At 36.6% G+C, this 17,843-nt stretch carries 16 protein-coding genes; 7 read left to right on the top strand and 9 right to left on the bottom strand.

Going from position 1 to position 17,843, the window contains the following annotated elements; all coding sequences use genetic code 11:
- Window positions 1-38 precede the first annotated feature (38 nt).
- The 6 genes from VK161_RS09740 (at window position 39) to VK161_RS09715 (ending at window position 5,953) form a co-directional block, all read left to right on the top strand.
- Complete coding sequence (locus VK161_RS09740; protein ID WP_324214587.1) at window positions 39-1,448, top strand: MBL fold metallo-hydrolase; 1,410 nt, start codon at window positions 39-41, stop codon at window positions 1,446-1,448.
- A complete protein-coding gene (locus VK161_RS09735) occupies window positions 1,448-1,645 on the top strand; it encodes a hypothetical protein (RefSeq protein ID WP_324214586.1) in 198 nt (65 codons plus the stop codon). Before VK161_RS09740 ends, VK161_RS09735 begins: the two co-directional genes overlap by 1 nt.
- Window positions 1,646-1,647: 2 nt before the next feature.
- Entirely contained in the window at window positions 1,648-1,950 is a 303-nt protein-coding gene (gene trxA / locus VK161_RS09730) for a thioredoxin (RefSeq protein WP_324214585.1), read from the top strand.
- Window positions 1,950-2,141 carry a DUF6132 family protein gene (locus tag VK161_RS09725; protein ID WP_324214584.1) on the top strand — a complete coding sequence of 64 codons (192 nt, stop codon included), beginning with the start codon at window positions 1,950-1,952 and terminating at the stop codon, window positions 2,139-2,141. The genes trxA and VK161_RS09725 overlap by 1 nt, the downstream gene beginning before the upstream one ends.
- Window positions 2,142-2,234: 93 nt before the next feature.
- Window positions 2,235-2,450 (top strand): hypothetical protein, encoded by a 216-nt coding sequence (locus VK161_RS09720; protein WP_324214583.1) that lies wholly within the window; start codon window positions 2,235-2,237, stop codon window positions 2,448-2,450.
- A 191-nt stretch (window positions 2,451-2,641) separates the two neighbouring features.
- Window positions 2,642-5,953 (top strand): T9SS type B sorting domain-containing protein, encoded by a 3,312-nt coding sequence (locus VK161_RS09715; protein ID WP_324214582.1) that lies wholly within the window; start codon window positions 2,642-2,644, stop codon window positions 5,951-5,953.
- A gap of 54 nt (window positions 5,954-6,007) precedes the next feature.
- Here VK161_RS09715 and VK161_RS09710 read toward each other — a convergent pair whose 3' ends face one another.
- The 3 genes from VK161_RS09710 to VK161_RS09700 form a co-directional block, all read right to left on the bottom strand.
- Window positions 6,008-6,622 (bottom strand): hypothetical protein, encoded by a 615-nt coding sequence (locus tag VK161_RS09710; RefSeq protein WP_324214581.1) that lies wholly within the window; start codon window positions 6,620-6,622, stop codon window positions 6,008-6,010.
- A gap of 197 nt (window positions 6,623-6,819) precedes the next feature.
- Window positions 6,820-7,467 (bottom strand): Yip1 family protein, encoded by a 648-nt coding sequence (locus tag VK161_RS09705; protein WP_324214580.1) that lies wholly within the window; start codon window positions 7,465-7,467, stop codon window positions 6,820-6,822.
- A gap of 61 nt (window positions 7,468-7,528) precedes the next feature.
- Window positions 7,529-9,766: a CocE/NonD family hydrolase gene (locus tag VK161_RS09700; protein WP_324214579.1), complete on the bottom strand. Its 2,238-nt coding sequence runs from the start codon at window positions 9,764-9,766 to the stop codon at window positions 7,529-7,531.
- Between the two features lie 244 nt (window positions 9,767-10,010).
- Between VK161_RS09700 and VK161_RS09695 the strand changes: the two genes are divergently transcribed.
- Entirely contained in the window at window positions 10,011-10,277 is a 267-nt protein-coding gene (locus tag VK161_RS09695) for a hypothetical protein (RefSeq protein ID WP_324214578.1), read from the top strand.
- A gap of 102 nt (window positions 10,278-10,379) precedes the next feature.
- On the opposite strand, the gene VK161_RS09690 is transcribed toward VK161_RS09695, so the two are convergent.
- The 6 genes from VK161_RS09690 to VK161_RS09665 form a co-directional block, all read right to left on the bottom strand.
- On the bottom strand, window positions 10,380-13,511 hold the full coding sequence (locus tag VK161_RS09690) for a T9SS type A sorting domain-containing protein (RefSeq protein WP_324214577.1): 3,132 nt from the start codon (window positions 13,509-13,511) through the stop codon (window positions 10,380-10,382).
- A 140-nt stretch (window positions 13,512-13,651) separates the two neighbouring features.
- Window positions 13,652-14,398 carry an AbiV family abortive infection protein gene (locus tag VK161_RS09685; protein ID WP_324214576.1) on the bottom strand — a complete coding sequence of 249 codons (747 nt, stop codon included), beginning with the start codon at window positions 14,396-14,398 and terminating at the stop codon, window positions 13,652-13,654.
- Window positions 14,399-14,644: 246 nt separating this feature from the next.
- On the bottom strand, window positions 14,645-15,379 hold the full coding sequence (locus VK161_RS09680) for a hypothetical protein (RefSeq protein WP_324214575.1): 735 nt from the start codon (window positions 15,377-15,379) through the stop codon (window positions 14,645-14,647).
- Window positions 15,380-15,402: 23 nt separating this feature from the next.
- Window positions 15,403-15,948, bottom strand: coding sequence for a hypothetical protein (locus tag VK161_RS09675; RefSeq protein WP_324214574.1), 546 nt, complete (start codon window positions 15,946-15,948; stop codon window positions 15,403-15,405).
- The gene (locus tag VK161_RS09670; RefSeq protein WP_324214573.1) at window positions 15,948-17,246 is read right to left on the bottom strand and encodes a hypothetical protein; all 1,299 of its coding nucleotides are present in this window, start codon (window positions 17,244-17,246) and stop codon (window positions 15,948-15,950) included. The genes VK161_RS09675 and VK161_RS09670 overlap by 1 nt, the downstream gene beginning before the upstream one ends.
- On the bottom strand, window positions 17,247-17,840 hold the full coding sequence (locus tag VK161_RS09665) for a hypothetical protein (RefSeq protein WP_324214572.1): 594 nt from the start codon (window positions 17,838-17,840) through the stop codon (window positions 17,247-17,249). It lies immediately after the preceding gene.
- Window positions 17,841-17,843: the final 3 nt, after the last annotated feature.

Raw genomic sequence — 17,843 nt, 5'->3', positions numbered from 1 at the left:
AAACCCATTAATTTTACCAAAAATAAACAGAACACACTATGAAAATAGAACAAATATACACCGGATGTTTGGCGCAAGGTGCCTACTATATTGAAAGCAACGGAGAAGTGGCCATTATTGATCCGCTTCGTGAAGTACAACAGTATGTGGATAAAGCCAATGCCAACAACGCCAAAATAAAATACATTTTTGAAACCCATTTTCATGCTGATTTTGTGAGTGGTCATGTTACTTTAGCTCAAAAAACAGCTGCGCCAATCGTTTACGGTCCGAATGCAAATCCATCCTTTGAAGCACACATTGCCCAAGATGGAGAAGTGTTTCAATTGGGAGAAATTACGATTACGTGTTTGCACACACCCGGACATACAATGGAAAGTTCGTGTTATTTACTAAAAGATAAAGACGGAAAAGATCATGCCCTTTTTAGTGGTGACACGTTGTTTTTGGGAGATGTGGGTCGCCCTGATTTAGCCCAAAAAGCAGCCGATATGACGCAAGAACAATTGGCAGGAATTCTATTCGATAGCTTGCGAACCAAAGTCATGACACTTGCCGATGACGTAATTGTATATCCAGCTCACGGTGCCGGAAGCGCTTGTGGAAAAAACTTAAGTAAAGAAACGGTAGGTAGTATTGGTGATCAAAAAGCGACAAATTATGCGCTTCGTGCCGATATGACCCGAGATGAATTCATCAAAGAGGTAACCGATGGTTTGTTGCCACCGCCAGCTTATTTTCCTATGAATGTGAAGCTGAACAAAGAAGGCTATGAAAACGTAGAAAACATCATTTCGGAAGCCAAAGCCTATGATCCTAAAACGTTCGAATTCATAGCCAATGATACCGATGCGTTGATTCTAGACGTGCGTCATCAAGACGACTATTCAAAAGGTCACATACCAAAATCTATTTTTATTGGTATTGACGGGCAATTTGCTCCTTGGGTAGGTGCTTTAATTTTAGATTACAAACAACCTATTTTATTGGTAACTCCAATCGGAAAAGAAGAAGAAACCATCACTCGTTTGTCACGCGTGGGTTATGATAATACATTGGGTTATTTGCAAGGCGGATTTGAAGCTTGGAAAGCAGCAGGTTTTGAATACGATACATTAAATAGTGTAACAGCATCCGAATTAGAATCTAAAATGAAGGAAGGAAATACAGCTGTTTTTGATGTTAGAAAACCAGGTGAATACGAATCCGAACACATTGAAAATGTGCCTTCAACACCACTTGATTTTTTAAACGATCATTTAGCCGAATTTCCAAAAGAAGATAACTTTTACATCCATTGTGCCGGCGGATACCGTTCTGTAATTGCAGCCTCTATTCTTAAAGCACGAGGTTTTCATAATGTGGTCGATGTAAAAGGTGGTTATGCTGCCATAAAAAACACGGGCATTAAAAGAACCAATTACGTTTGTCCTTCAACACTAAAATAATGAAACGATTACTATTGACCAACTGGCATTTCATGCGCTTTTTACGATTGGGTTTGGCAACTTTTTTGTTCGTACAAGCTTGTATTACTCGCGAATGGATGTTTGGCGCCTTTGGGTTGTTTTTCTTATTTCAAGCGGTATTTAATTTAGGATGTGGACCCAATGGTTGTAGTGTTAATTACGATAAAAAGAAGTAATCATGAACAATACTTTTCACGATATTATCAATTCAAACAAACCTGTTTTAATTGATTTCTATGCTACTTGGTGCGGACCATGCCAGATGCTCGGACCTATTTTAAAACAAGTGAAAGATAGCCTTGGAGACCGCGTTTCCATCATCAAAGTGGACGTTGATAAAAACCAAGAGTTGGCTAGCATGCAACAAGTACGAGGCGTTCCAACGATGATGTTGTTTCAAAACGGGCAACAATTATGGCGGCAATCGGGTGTTCTATCCAAAGAAGAAATCATTCAAATCATTTTAGAGAAAAGCAACTAATGTCGAAAAAGGCCATCATACTCACATCAATTGGAGTAGTAGTAGGTGCTATTGCTGGCTATGCGTATTACTATTATGTAGGTTGTCAAAGCGGAACTTGTGCCATCACTTCAAAACCCATCAACAGCACTTTATACGGAAGTGTTATGGGTGGATTGTTGTTCAATTTGTTCGTGAAAGAAAAAAAGTAATGTTAAAATTCAATAGGGAAGTGAACAACCTATTTATTTTTTCATACTTTTGAGAGACAGTAAAAGAAATTTATAACTAAAAAATAAAATAAAATGAAAAAAGTAGTATCAATGTTAGCTGTTGTGGCATTCTTGTTTACAATGAACGTTAACGCACAAGAACCAAAAAAAGCTAAAAAATCAAAAGCTAAAACTGAAAAAGCAGCGGCAGAAGCATCTACTTCAACAGCTCCAGCAGCAGCTTCAGGAAAATCGTGTTCATCAGGAAAATCATGTTGCGCAGCTAAGAAAGAAGAAGCTAAATCGTAATCAAAAAAGTTTTCTTACAATATCTAAGTGCTCGAGTAATCGAGCATTTTTTTTTGTTTTGAATTAGGGTATTTGCACAATAAATTGTTAATAATTTAAGTTATTTCTACATCGAAATCGGCGCGGTTTTGCTAAATTTGATTCAAAATTGCCTCATTTTCAGTTTCTAACGATAGAAGCTGCCTACTGTTATGAAAAGAAAGTATACATATCTTCTTTTACTGTTGATCCTGTCAACGTATTCGATTTACGGATTTACGTTTACGGCAACTCCTACCAACGAGACGTGCTCAGGCAATGGCACCATCACTTTTACCAGTTCGGATACTGATGCCAACGGAACTTTGGTTTATGTAGTCTATAAATTACCCGATACAACCACACCGTACGCCACAGTAACGGGTACAAGCATCAACGGACTTTCAGCTGGAACCTACCGAATCATAGCTCGTGAAACGGTCGGCTCTGTTGTGACTACACAACAATTGGATGTGGTCATAAGTAGTAATATTGTGCCGTTAGTGTATACCATCCAAAGTTTAAATCAAGCGTGTTCCGACATTAGCAATATTTCAATAACTGTGACTTCAGGAACGGCTCAGAGTTATGAAATTTTTGATGGACCACTTTTATTTCCTCCACAAACCAGTAACACGTTCAATGGCTTACCCGTTGGAGTGTATAAAATCAGAGTGTTCAATAGTTGCGGAATAGGAGTAGTCCAAACCTTTACCGTCAATCAAACTACGGCTGGAATAACGATTAGTCCGCCTACCTATGCCAACACCAATCCTCCATCGTGTAATTTTACAGTTGCAACCAATGTATTAACACCTGCTACAGGAACTATTTTAGGCTATCCTTTAAGTATTTCGTATTCGGTGCATCCTCCGGGTGGTGGCGCGCCAATCAATTCATCGGCTTCAATTGTTAATGGTAATTTAACGTCGCAAGCTGCATCGGTTACGATTCCGTTTTATCCCAGCCAAGTCTATGATTACGACATTACGGTAACCGATGCTTGTGGAAGCGTATATACCGAAAACTTTACAGTGAACAATAATGTGGGCATCATTACCAACATCATCATTTTGGATTGCAATCAGAATTATTTTGAATTGATAGCCAACAATTTTACACCACCTTACACGTTGAATTTTCTTAATGCACCTGCTGGTTTTAATCCGAGTGCATTTAATGGAAATTATCCCGGACCTTATTTTCAAGGAACAGTTCCTTTTGGTAGTGAAACAAACACCGTTCCTTTAGGAAACTACGCCGTTCAAATAACCGATAGTTGTGGGCGCACTCAAACTACTGCTTTTTCTATAGTTCTAAATGTTCCAACCCCCAATGCAGTAGGCTCCAATAATGGTTGTTTAACCAATAACGGAACGATAGTAGTGAGCATTCCATCGTTTGAATTAACATCAGCAATAATTACTGTCGCACCATCGGATTATCCATTTCCGTTGCCACACGATGTTTCCTCTCAAATTGATGCCAATGGAGAATTGACTTTGAGTCCGGTTCCTCTTGGTGATTATACTTTTATAATTACAGACAATTGCAGCAGCATTTTGTCGCCTTTAGATTGCAATGTTCCGCCTTACTCGAATAGAGGTTTATCGCGCCGAATTCGTCCTGGTTGTACTTTAGGTACTTCATCCGTTGAGGTATGGAGCAATAACGGACGCATGACTTCAGTATCCATTGTTACAGCTCCACCCGAATTTACTCAAACTCTTCCGTTTAATGTTTCCAATAATATTACTATCGACGATGGAAGATTATTTTTAGATGATTTACCCGGCGGAACGTATGTTTTTTTAATTACAGATGAATGTAATTTTACGAGTACCATTACCATCAATGCGGCTGGTTATGTTATTACAGACAGTACTTTTTCGCTTCAACCCAATTGTGGTTCGTTCAATATTCCGCTGAATTTTATTAGCAACGGAACTCAAAGTGAATCATTTTGGTTGCAAAAATTAATTGATGCCACGACTGATACTTGGGGTCATCCTGCAACACAAGTGATTTACCCGAACAATACAGTGCCAACAGCGGCCAATTCACTTGCATTAGATAACGAAACCACCAATTTTAATTTGTCGTACAACGGAACCTTTCGTATTGTTCGTGAGTTCATTTCGTATAACGATGGCGTTGCTATTAATGCAGGTGCCAACATCAGCAAAAACTGTATTGAAATTTTGAGTCCAACTTTATCGTTCAATCAGACATTAGAATTGCTAGAAGCCAATCGATTGCCGTGTAATGTATCAGGTAATTTAGATTTGGTTATTTCGGCTTTGGGCGCTCCACCTTTAACGTATTCCATTACCGAAAAAGACGGACAACCTTTTGTTGTCAATAACGGAACTTCCAATATTTTCTCCAATTTAGACATCGGAACGTACACGGTTGTTGTAGAAGATGCCTGTGGCAATCAAGTGAGTAGACCGTATAATTTGGCTACTCTAACTTCGTTAGTCAACATCACGCAACCCAACGATATTTTGCAATGCCAAGATGTGATTACCAATAATGAAACTTTTGATTTGACCGTGCAAAGTCCGATCATCATGGGTACACAATCCACTTCAGAATATACGTTAACGTATCACACTTCTGTGAATGATGCCCAAGCCGGAACCAATGCAATTACCAACCTAACCAATTTTAATCCGCCCGCCAATCCGCAAACCATTTATGCACGATTGATTTTTAACGCGTTGCCCACCTGTTATGAAGTTCGCTCGTTTGATTTGATTGTTGGTCAGATTCCGCAGTTCAATTTACAACCCGATTATCTAAACTGTTCAACAGCACCGATAGTAATTGATGCTTCTGCACTTAATCTACCAACCACTACGTATTCATGGTCGAACGGAGCAACAACACCATCGGTATCCTTGACCCAATTAGGAACCACCGATTTAGTAGTGACCGCAACCAATACCTATGGAACAAACAATGATTTGACTTGTAGTGCCTCATTCGGTGTTACCGTAACCATTTCTGAGTTGCCACAAATTGAACGCATTGAAACCGTTGATTGGACCGTAAACGAAAACAGTATTACCGTTTATACGTCCAACAACAACAGTTATGAGTTTTCGGTTGATGGAATTACCTATCAAGATGAAAATACATTTACCAATTTGCAACCGGGTTTGTATACTGTTTTTGTACGCGATAAAAACGGTTGCGGATTCATAACAAAAGAGGTTTGGTTACTCTATTACACCCGATTTTTTACTCCGAATGGTGACGGAATCAACGACCGTTGGTTCATCAAATATTCGCAGTTTGAACCCGAACTCAAAGTGGTAGTCTACGATCGCTTTGGAAAAGCTATGGCTACTTTTGACGCCAACAGTCAAGGTTGGGATGGAACCTACAACAATTTACCCATGTTTGCCACCGATTATTGGTTTGTAGTCTACCGACAAGATGGGCGAGTGCACCGAGGGCATTTTACGTTGAAACGCTGATGTAAATAATTAACGACTAACCCTCGAAGGGTTTCAAACCCTTCGAGGGTTAAGTTAAAAATCGATAATTAATTCCTCAATATCATTCCAATTTTGCGGTTCATTATGATACAGTGTAAAGTTTTCAGTACCTCCAAAAACTTCCAATACATCCTCACGATTTAGGCGTGTGGGTCTATTTGAGAGAATAGTTTCATACGATGACCATGTATATAATTCTATTTTGGAGGCAAATCCATGGTGAACAGGATTGTTATGTATGTAGAAAATAAGTTGCTTAAGGTACTGTTCTGAGGTTACCTGTTTTCGTTCAAATTTTCGTTCAAACAAACTACCAGTTCGGCGATGCCTTTTGTTTATTGCTTGTGTGTAGGCATTAAATAGATGTGAAAATTGACGATAAGGCTCAATAGTTTTTGGTCTGTCTGTTGTATTATAAGTTAAATCACTAGTTATGATTTCATTTTTATCTTTTATTCTTACTAAGATATGAAAATGATTTTTTAGCAGACACCATGCATAAGTCTCAGCAATAGGTACTATGTACTTGGCATACAATCGTAAGAAATAGGTATAGTTGTCTGGTTCAAAAAATAAGTCATTACCATTATTACCTCTGTTGTAGATATGATAATACTGACCGAATTCTAAAGGTGTTTTGATTTCCATTTGTGGCGTATAAAGTGAGTGTATGGTATATATAAATCTCCTGGGAGGAATTGATGGTCTAAGATAGGTGTTTTTTAGTTACATAACCCTCGAAGGGTTTTAAACCCTTCGAGGGTTTTTTGAGGGTTTAAAGTATTTTGAAGTACTATTCTTTAGTTTCTTTTATCTACTTTTAATCCAACAGAAGCAGCAACCCGTTAAAGAAACAAAAGAACAAGTAAAGCAATAGGTACAACAATAACAATAATAGGCAAAATAACATTTAAGAACGCTTTACCATAACCAAATTGTTGTGCTTCAGCAACTCCAATAACCAGTAGGAACACATTCCAAATACCAAGTCCGAGTTGAGCTATGGCAAGGCCATAATAGAGAATTGTTACTGCTGTTCCGTATTCATCCAAATAAATAGTGGATTGAAAATAGGAATTTCCAACCAGTATAAGCTGAAATATCATTATGATTAAACCCAATATGCTTGGGATATTGGCATAGGCAATAATACGCAACAAGTCAGAAGTTCCGGCATTGCCATTGAGCCATCCGCCCGTCCAACTCATTAATGCAGCGTAGAGATAATACGAAATCCATCCTAGCAATCCACCAACAATTACAGACATTGCTATCACGCCACCCAATGACATATCGTCTCCCGAATTATTATTGACCGCTCTATCAAAGGTGCCCGAAATACCTGCCAACACTAACAGGACTTTTACATGATTCTCATACTCGTATTTATGAATGAATTTAAAAGCTCTCTTCGGATCTAATAAAACGGTTTTAAACAGTTCATTGCCTTCAATTACATCATGATCGGGTTCAAATTCTTTAAAGTTTTCCATCAGTTTTTCTACTTTATTGTTTGTTAAATTTTATGGGTTTTAGCTTTCAGCTTTCTAAATACTACCGTAACGCAGGCACTATAAAATGACTATCACCATACCATTTTACTTCCAGCGGAATTGCAGCATCTTGTATACTTTCGTCACTCACATCTTTTCCTGTACCGTAGTTGACTTGCCAATTGGCATTTTTTAAAACGCCCAAAACAATTACAATTTGACTGCCTTTCTGCATCTGTTTGCAGGTTATGTAATTAGTAGTCAAAGAAAAACTTTCTTTGGTATTGGGTTTCAACAGTTGTCGTTTACTTCGGTCTTTTGCCAAACTCAAGCGATGCATATTGTTAGACAAGGCAAAATAATGACCATCGGGTGTTTTTTCATACACTTGAAATGTAACATCCATGTCTTTTTTATTGCAACTTACGGATAAATTAGCAACCACATTACCACTTATTGCTACAGCTTCTGCTAAAGGCTCACTTTCATATACGAGATGATGTTTTTCGACTGAAAGACTAGTATCGTCGATTAATTTGAATCCACATACTTCGGTTGAGCCGTCTATTTCAACTTCACTACGGTCTTTAAAATCGATGGTTTGTTGGATGAATTCGCCATTAGAAGGTTTTTGTTCAACCAATTTCTTGTTAGCAAGATACAAAGTCAGGTTATCGTTGTGCATTTCATCTAATTTAGAAACATGCATCCATTTGTTTTGCCCCATCACTTCAAAATTCACTTTATTCGATAGTATGGCGGGCTTTTTGCCCTCTTTTAAAGTGTAATTGAACCAATCAAACACCAAGTCTTCTATTTCTAAAACAGCACGTTCGTCTAAAGTATAGCCATTTAATTGCTCAGATGGAAATCCCTGCGATCCGTAATGGTCATACGGACCAATAAGTAAATAGTGGTTGTTGTTAGGGAGCCATTTTTGATGTTCTTTAAAATAATGCAAAGCACCTAACTGATCATCGTCGTAGTATCCCGTAATCGTTAAAACGGGAATGGTAATGGCGGCAAATTCTTCTTTTTGTGGTGTCATGTTTTGCCAAAACGAATCGTAGGTAGGATGTTGCAACCATTTCTGAAAAATGCCACTAGGTCGTCCTTCTTTTTTGTCGTAGTCTTTAAATCGATATCCTTCAGTAAAATACTGTTTTTGCGCTTTGGCCCATTTTTCGTCGTTACCAAAATCATCGTAATCGATGGTTTTGTTATTGGTTACATAATGAATCCAGCGCAACATATAATTATTAAAAATACCGTTGTGCATCGGGAAATCAATTCCAGCACCTACAGCAACTTGTGGCACTATTGTTTTTAGGGCAGGATGCATTTTTTTGGTGGCACTCCATTGACTAAACCCCAAATAACTGCCACCGTACATTCCTACTTTTCCGTTACACCATTCTTGTTTACTAATCCAGTCAATGATTTCATAAGCATCTTTGGCATCGTGTTCAAACGGTTCAATGGCATCCTTACTGGTTCGTTTTCCGCGCGTGTTGGCAATTACACCCACAAAGTCATTATAATTGATGTTTTTTCCTTTAGATTCATCATAGCCTGCATAAATGTTAAACATGAAAACAGCGGGTTTTTTGGAGGTATCGGTCTGACTGCGCACCACAGTAACAGCTATGGTACCACCATCGTTCATCGGAATAACCACGTCTTCTATTTTGTAGATTTCGGCTTCAACTTTTCTAAAGGTTTTTTCAGCAATGGCATTCGTCATCGAAATGGATAAAAAACTGCCGTATTTTCGGCACAAAAGTACCGCTTCATTTACTTCTAAACTGTCTTTGGTTTGCGCCGATTCAATGAGTTTATGGTATTCTTTTTTGTATTGTTCGAAGTCATAAATCAAATAGTCACTCAAGTACATGCGCGCACTCGGATACAATGAATAGTAATACTCTTTTACATTCTTGAAATAGGCATTTTCAAATTCGGTTGTATTTTGTGGGTTGGTCTGCAAGGTTTTAACCACTATTCGGTAGCCACTACCCGGAAGCACCACTTGCATACTATCACCGGTAGTTTCATAACAAAATTTATTCAGCGTGCTCTCCATCTGTGGGTATTTTTTTGCCACAAACTGAAGCCGGAATAAATTGTCGTAATACGTAATTTTATCTTCATTTTTATACAGTGGAATCAGTTGTTCTGCCAATTTCGGAATCGTACGGGCTCGAGTAACACTGTCTTTTAAATTCTCTTTGGGAAAGTACACTTTTTGCGCCGTTGCCATTACCGAAAACAATACAAAAAGCAAAGTATATTTTTTCATGCCAAAAATTTTAGTAAGTAAATATAGTGTTTTTTACAATTTCAATAGCAAAAGCCATAAGCAGTATTTTCTGAAAATATGATATAAAACATACAACATACAACATACAACATACAACATAAAGCAAACACTATTCAATCACTCCTTAACTGAAAATTCTATAAACATTCCCTAAAATTCTGTAAAACTACTTTGACACTAAATAACGAACTTGTAACTTAGTTAAAATTAAAAATCCAATACCATGAAAAAGTTAATTGTACTACTGATGTTCTTGTTAGGAACCGCAGTAACCTTCGCACAAATGGACCCAATAGACGACACTCAAGAACAGTATTTGGATCAATTGGAACAATTACAAGAAACCCCAACCCAGCTTGAATTGGAATACAGAAGCCAAATAGATGCTGAACGCACAGCAGCAGAAAAAGAGGCCAAAAAACTGGAAAAACAACGCAAAAAAGAAAAAAGAAAAGAAGAGGCTAGAAAGCAGAAAGAGGTCAGCAATTAACTTTTAGCTGTCAGCAGAATGCAGAAAGCAGTAAGTTAGAAAACCTCTTTGCGTACTAGTGTCTTTGTGAGAAACTACTTTTCAAACAAGAAATACGCGGCTTTATTTTAGAATTACTTTTTTTAGCGCTACACCTTTATTGGTAGTCATTTTAATCAAATAAATGCCTTTTGAGTAGTGGCTCAAATTAATTTCGTTCTGATTACTCGTTTCCAGCAGTATTCCACTCATAGAATAAATCTCAACTTTTTCTAAAGCATCGCTTTCTATTACTAAAAGGCCCGATGTTGGGTTGGGATATATGCTAATGTCTTGAACCTCAAAAGGGACTACACTCAAAGGTACGTAAGTAAGCACTAAATCGGATATAATGACTTGCGCTGTATTGGTTACCACCGGAAAGTTGTAATCAAAATAAATGCTAGCGTTGTTGTTCACTTCGATACCATTTGCTAATGCAGCATAGGTTCTTGCTTTGAATTTTACAAACCCATTTGAAGCCAATTCATTCGCGGCGCTGTGAGGTAAGTTAATGTTATCGAATGTAAATTCTAAAACAGGAGTTTCCGTTCCGGTAATGGTAATGGTATACGGATGTGAGCTCAGTCCCCATTGAATGGTTGATGGATCTAAGTAATTGGAAAGAGTATCTTTAATTACAACCTTGTAAGCAGTATCCGTACCTGTGTTCTGAAAACGAATCATATAATCCAACTCGGTTCCAGCTTGTACATAATGATTGGCTGTTATTCCGGTAGGACTTACTATTTTATCATTAGGATCAAAGCTGTCGATGATGGGCAAACAGTGTGTTTCTGTAGCAATACCTTCATCACCCATAGGCATAGTGTCGACAAACCCAGTGCTCATTTGGCCATTAACGCTACCACAACCTTCTACCGTTTGCTGTGCGATACTGTCTCCCATATACATAGGATGTTGATCTACTTCCAGTCTGATTGTTTGACCGTTGGCAGGATAATTTACCACAGTGCTTTGTCCTCCGTTCAGTTGATACGTTTCGGTAACTGCTAATGCATTATCTACATAAATACGGTATTGTCTTGGAGTTAGCATATCACCAATTCCAGGTTGTGAGGTGTTTACAATCGTAAACTCAACTTGGTTTGGGTTCAAACAACTTCCAGCCACCCTAACAACCGATTTATCCCAATTGGCATAATTCGGATCCAAGGCAGTTGCACAATCATTAGCAGGAGTAATCCAAGCGGTGGTACATTGTGTCAATCCGGTGATGCCATCAATACAGTTGGTATGATCCACAATATGTATCAAACCCGATTGATTTGGATTCAATTGACCTACAAAAAAAACATAATTCCCTTGTGCATTGATAGTGTAGGGGTGATCACTTGAAATAAGCGTAACGTATTCGGGCAGTTGCACTATAACTTCCACATTTTGAGCTGTAGCAAAACCAGAATTTTGATAGCTGACATACGTATTGCTATCAAAACATCTTCGGCGTCGATCACTGGATACATCCACATTGAGTAGCGGACAATTGGCCAGTTCTATTGGGAAATTTACATTAGTTGCATCCTGTGCAGCAGCGGTTAGTGTTACACTTTGCTGCGTATAACAGTTTTGTTGAATTAAAGAACTTTGTACAGGATTAGGTAGTATCGCCACAGTATACGATCCTACATCAACCGGAATATCATAATGACCTTCACTATTGCTTATCGAATAGCGAATTAATCCATTGCTGTCGGTAGCCTTTACAATTACAGCATTTTGCACTACATCACCTGTGTTCAGACTGCAATTAGCATCAATATCTTGAAATACAGTACCTGTAATATTGCATCGATTAGCAGAAAGTTGGTAATCGGTTATTTCTCCATACAAAGCATCTCCCGAATTGTTAACTATAACGCTTTGACCCGAGTTATACGTAAAATCCTCATCTATTCTTGCGGCAAATAATACTTTGCTGTTCTGATAATCAACACGGTGATCAAATCCGTATACTCCATCAATTTCTTGAACCCACTTTATTTGCTGAAGCACGTCCATCTTAGCAATAAAACCTTTATAGCCCGTTAGCGATGCTGTTCCTGGGTTCATACCTAAAACAATACTTCCGTTGTATTGCCCTGCTATATAGGCTTCATTATATTCATTAAAAGCCATTGATAGAACTCTTAGACTATTAGTAGAAGGGTAGGTGTGCTCACTGATAACAGACCCATCACTGGTGTAAAAACCAACTTTCCCGTTAGGGTTACCTGCTGGAGTATAGCCAGTAACGCCCATAATTCCGGATGGACTAATAGCCAGTGAAGACGCAACATCCCAGCCATAATTGCCCTCATCCAATACTCGTTTGATCCAGTTTCGCGTGCCGTCCAAATTATAGGACACTAGCAGTAGTCCTCTTTCTATAGAACCATTAAAAGGCATAAGAACATCATCAAAATAGACGTAACCTTGCCCATCAACAAGCACTATAAGTTGATTGGTTTGTGGATTAATTTTTAAGTCAATTCCAAAAGCAAAGGTATTTTGAGGTGCACCACCGGCTTTTTTTGCCCACAGTATCGTTCCATTCGGTTGGTATTTTGCTACCATCATATCCATAGTAGTAAAAGTAGAGGGATTGTTTAGTGTAATAGTTCCTCCTAAAATTATGTTTGAATCATAAGTTCCGGTTAGGTATACATTTCCCGCAGCATCAGTGGTTACTCTTTCAAAAATACTGGCGGTTGTTCCTGAATCGTGCCAAAGGTAGTTTCCGTTTGAATTTACTTTGAGTAATACACCTTCACCACCGTATTGTCCAATAGAACCCACACCACTTAATGGTTGACCGTTGTAGGTTACGTTAAAACCGACTGACTTAAAGGTGATGTAAATATCCCCAAATGGATCAATATGAATATCATTAGGCTCATCATAATAAATAGTATCATTACCACCCATAGTTTTCATCCAAACCAATTGTTTAGCGGTATCCAGCTTCGCAAAGAAAACGTCGCCACGACCTACAACGGGATAGTTAACGCCATTGAATAGAAAAGTATTGCTACCACTAGAGTTATCTCCGATAGTATAGCCTATAAGGTAGGTGTTTCCAGCAGCATCTTGAGTCGATTTAATGCCATATTCATAACCAGCACCACTGGCAGCAGTTGCCCAATTGACTTCTTGCGCTTGCACACTGTGCATGCAAAACAGTAATGAAAGCCCTAATAGAAGTTGTATTCGCATTTGGTAATTGTTTTTATGGGTTCAAATATATTAATTTTATAGAGACTATGAGGGTTCCGAAGCCTTGAGTTTTATTTATTGGCAAACTTTATGGCCAACGGAGGACGCATTGTATTCAACAAGGCTAACAGCAAAAAAGCTTAGTTGTTATTTTTGTCAAGAGACGCGTTCAATTTATCAATATCAGACAAAAGATCTTCAATGGTTGATTTTATCTTGATGTACTCATCTTTTTTGACTCTGTTTACCACTTTAGGATGATGCACTATTGAAATCGTTTTATAAATGTTTTCCAGTCTTTTCTGCACTTTTACGATGTATTCAAAAAAGGCGATGTTGTGCTCTGCTTTTTTATCACTATAAATGTCTTGATAGTCAACATAAAAGCCAAAGTTTTTCTTAAAATTGAATTCGTCAATTTTTTCACAACTAAATGCCGTCAAAATATAGGTACAGAAATTCTCTAGTACTTGTAGTGCCTCTTCACCAGTTTGATGGTCAACGGTTGTTTTTGATTGATTTTTATTTTCGGTTTTGGTGGTTTCAATGATTTTTTCACAAAGGGGAACTAGTTCAATAATACCACTGAATACATTGATCAAATTGGCATAGTTATGCCGTGTTTTGTGATCGTGAAAAACAAATTGAGCATGCTTAATTTTATAAACCTCATACCCATAACTGTGCAGTAAAATTAAAGTGGCTTTAATCATTTCTTCAATACTCAACACCATAAGTGAGATGGCGGTGCTGTACGATGCATTCTCTTTAGCAATTAAAAGAGCATCTTTTTGTAAATGATGGGCATTAATAAAAACAAATCGATCGAGTCCTACAGAATGTTTAGGACTTAATTCATAAAATGTCTTTCTTGATTTTCGTTTCATATCAACGTCTAAAGTAATGGGCTTCTTTGATTAAAAGCAATGTTTTTATATATGTTATTTTAGTATCTACTTTCTACTAGCTTCAATCACTTTGAGGTTTTTATCCATAAACTTGTGATGCTGACGAAGGAGGAATCTCATCAAAAAACTTTCAAGTGTAAAAACTTACTGTAACACTTCTCCCAATCGGTCGAATTTTTCAATGAGTTTTTCCACCAATTCAGTTTTAGATACCCAATACTCTTTTCACTGGTCTTTGGTAGTTTCGCTCATCGAAGCCATGATTCTTCGTTTACCATCGTTGAGTAATATTGATTTGGTATTGACTTCTTTAGAAGAAACAAACAGGATTTTATCTTCCATTTCCATTTTGGTAGCGTTGAACGAAACACCCACAATAAAATAACTGTGGTGTGCCGCAAAAGTGGGCGATAGGGTAAGAGTAAGGTTGTTTTTTTCGCGTGCGTTATAGCGTGATTTAATTTGTAAAAAGATAGGATGAAACTGTCCTTTACGCAAAACAATCAAATCAATACCTTCATTGTCTATAACAGGTTTATAAACATTGAGTTCGCCCATACCACGCAACAATATTAATTCTTTAATACGGTCTTCTACAATGTTGCCTTTGGCTGTTGAAGAAAGTTTGCTAATATTCAATTCTTCCACTCCTTCTTCCACTATTTTAGGTTGTACAGTAGGCTTTTGTGTGGCGATGTATAAAACTCCTTTATCAATAGTAACATCCAAAAAAGTACCTTCTACAATATGGTTGTCACGGTACCATGCCGTAAGCCCAAATACGCGGCCGTACTGTACATTGTAATTGAGTTCAAATGTTTTAACAGTACTATTTTTACAATGTACTTGTAATCGGGTATTTTCTTTTGGTAACAACCCTTTGGCTTTTACAGGAATTGACATAAAGCCCAAACGGGTTTCGACTTCGATGATTTTGCGGATGTAGGTGAGTTTGGACATAAAATATTATCTATCAAGTTTTTTTAAATTTTTACCCACTCATTAAGTTGATATATCCAACCTTCCCACTCACACTTGCCATCATAGTGATAACCTAAAATAAATAAAAAATTTTCTTTTACTGAAATTTCGTTGGCTATATTACAACTTGAAATCACTTTATGCAAGTAATTTGAAACTGGCTCTTTGTCATTTTGTGGATAAGAAACTAAAACTCTCAGGTTGCACCTTGTAATAAGTAAATGGGCTACTTCTTGGAAGAGATTATTATTGTATGTATTTTCATGTTCAAAAGCAATTTCAATATCTTTAAACCAATATGTATTTGAGTTTGTCTCTGGAACTTTGTCTTCAACATTGTAGAATATGGCATCCAGTGAGTAATAGTTTCGTTTATAGACCTTTAATCCGATTGTCTTACTAATATCATCTATAACCGAATTTTCATTTGTAATAATTTCATTTGTAAATTCACTGTAATTGCTCCAAATCGTTTTTAAAGTTGCTAACCTTTCTGGCTGCTCAACCACGTTTAACCATGCCTGAAAAAAATCTTTTGAGGTAGTCATTAAAAATGTTGTTTTACATTTAATGTATTATTACAACTGCATTTTAAACTCTTAGGCTTATATTTCATTGCGATGTTACCATTTTTAGTTTCACTAAAATTAGTCCAATTTGCTCTTAAGTATGAATTTCTTGCTGTGGGATGTCCATAAGTATTTAACTCTCCAAAAGAATAAACTAACATTGATTTTTCACTTATGGGTTTTGGTACTCCTGAAATAGAACTTTTAGATCCATGATGACTGGCAACCAAACCAATGAATTTAGTTACTGGGTAATTAGTTATTTTAGTGTAGCTTGCATCACCCGGTAATAAAACGTATTCATCATTATCGTAGTTTATAAAAAGTGCTAAACCCGAGTTATTCTTATTATTTTGATTTCCTATGCATTTTGAAACTCTGTGACCGCTGAAATTATAATGTGTTAATTTGTTATTCCAACAAATTAAATTACCTCTATTTTGTAATTCCAACGCAATATGTATTGCAGTATTACTTAATCCACCTTGTATAGGAACTAACCATTTTGAATTTAAAATAGTATCATCAAAAACAGCTGTTTGTATGTGGTCTAAATCCCAATGTGATAATAAAACAGGTGGGTTATTTTTAGTACAAAGTTTGAATACTTTAGGATAGGTTTTTTTATTTGTTCCAAATCCACCTCCAACATCATTATAAAGTAGCGGGTTATTTTGAATATCTACTAAAGCAATACAATTACCTTGTCCAACATTATAAACATTCAGGTATGAAAAAGAATCCAATTTAATATTGTCTAAAAAGTCAGTTACTTCTTTTTCAGTACTTTCTTCCAGTGTAGTGGCTCTAATTATTTCATTTACTTTTTCTCTTGAAGCCGAATCCATATCTCTAAAAAGAGTTATACTCTCTAGATTGTAATTACCAATTGATAGATCATCGCCCACTTTAAGGAAATTGAAAAATTGCTCTTGTAGTATAGTAGTATCTTCTATTGAGGTTGTAATCAACGTCCATTTACTTTCTAAAAGATGCAAGTTGTTATAATTAAATTTTCCACGTATAAAATTTTGTTCTCCAGTTATGTCAATTACTATAGATGGAAAATCAAGTATAGTTTGTTTATCAATACTGATGTTATCGGCATCATTTTTTATAATACAATCAAAACGAATATGATATTGTCTATTTATTCTTTCGACAGTATCTAAATAGGCATAGTAAGTTTTACCCTCTAATTCTTTATTAATATCAGAATTGAACAATTTAGGGTTTGGTTTACTATTGTATTTTTCGTTTGGATTATTTACCTTCATTTAATGTGTACCGCAAATTGGTCTCAATTTTTTAGCAAATATTTTTTCTAATACATACAAGTATTCATCCGGGCAATTACCAAGTGAAAACATATGAAGTGTTAAGTCAATATTTAGCTGATTTGTATAATAGGCTAGTTGTAAACCTTGAGTTCTTCCTTCTTTGTAATAGCCTAAATGCTGAACTATTCTACCTGATATGTGGGTAACTTTCTGTTTTTTTGCAGCACTTCCTTTCCGAACACCAACATAAATTACTTTTGAATTTGAGTTTCTGTTCTCTGCGGGTAATATCCGACATTTTTCTTTTTCCTCACTCCACAATTCAACTTTTTTCAGAGAAATTAATTCTTTTAATTGATTTGCATCTTCTATAGAATTAGTAGAAAACCAATACAAGCAATTGGTTTTCAAACTTTCTAGTTTTGTAAACATTTCTTTAAAATCAATATGATACCTGATATCATGATTATGAGTATAGTCATATACATCAGGTAGTTGAGAAGTGTTAAATTCAAACTTTGAATAATCTGATTTTATTTCATCTAATTCTGCTCTAAATTCATCAATATATTGTTCCAATATTTTTTCCATAAA

Source organism: Flavobacterium sp. (assembly GCF_035299245.1).
Taxonomy (GTDB): domain Bacteria; phylum Bacteroidota; class Bacteroidia; order Flavobacteriales; family Flavobacteriaceae; genus Flavobacterium.
The sequence above is the reverse complement of the archived record's forward strand: the minus strand, read 5'-3'. Positions and strand labels throughout refer to the sequence as shown.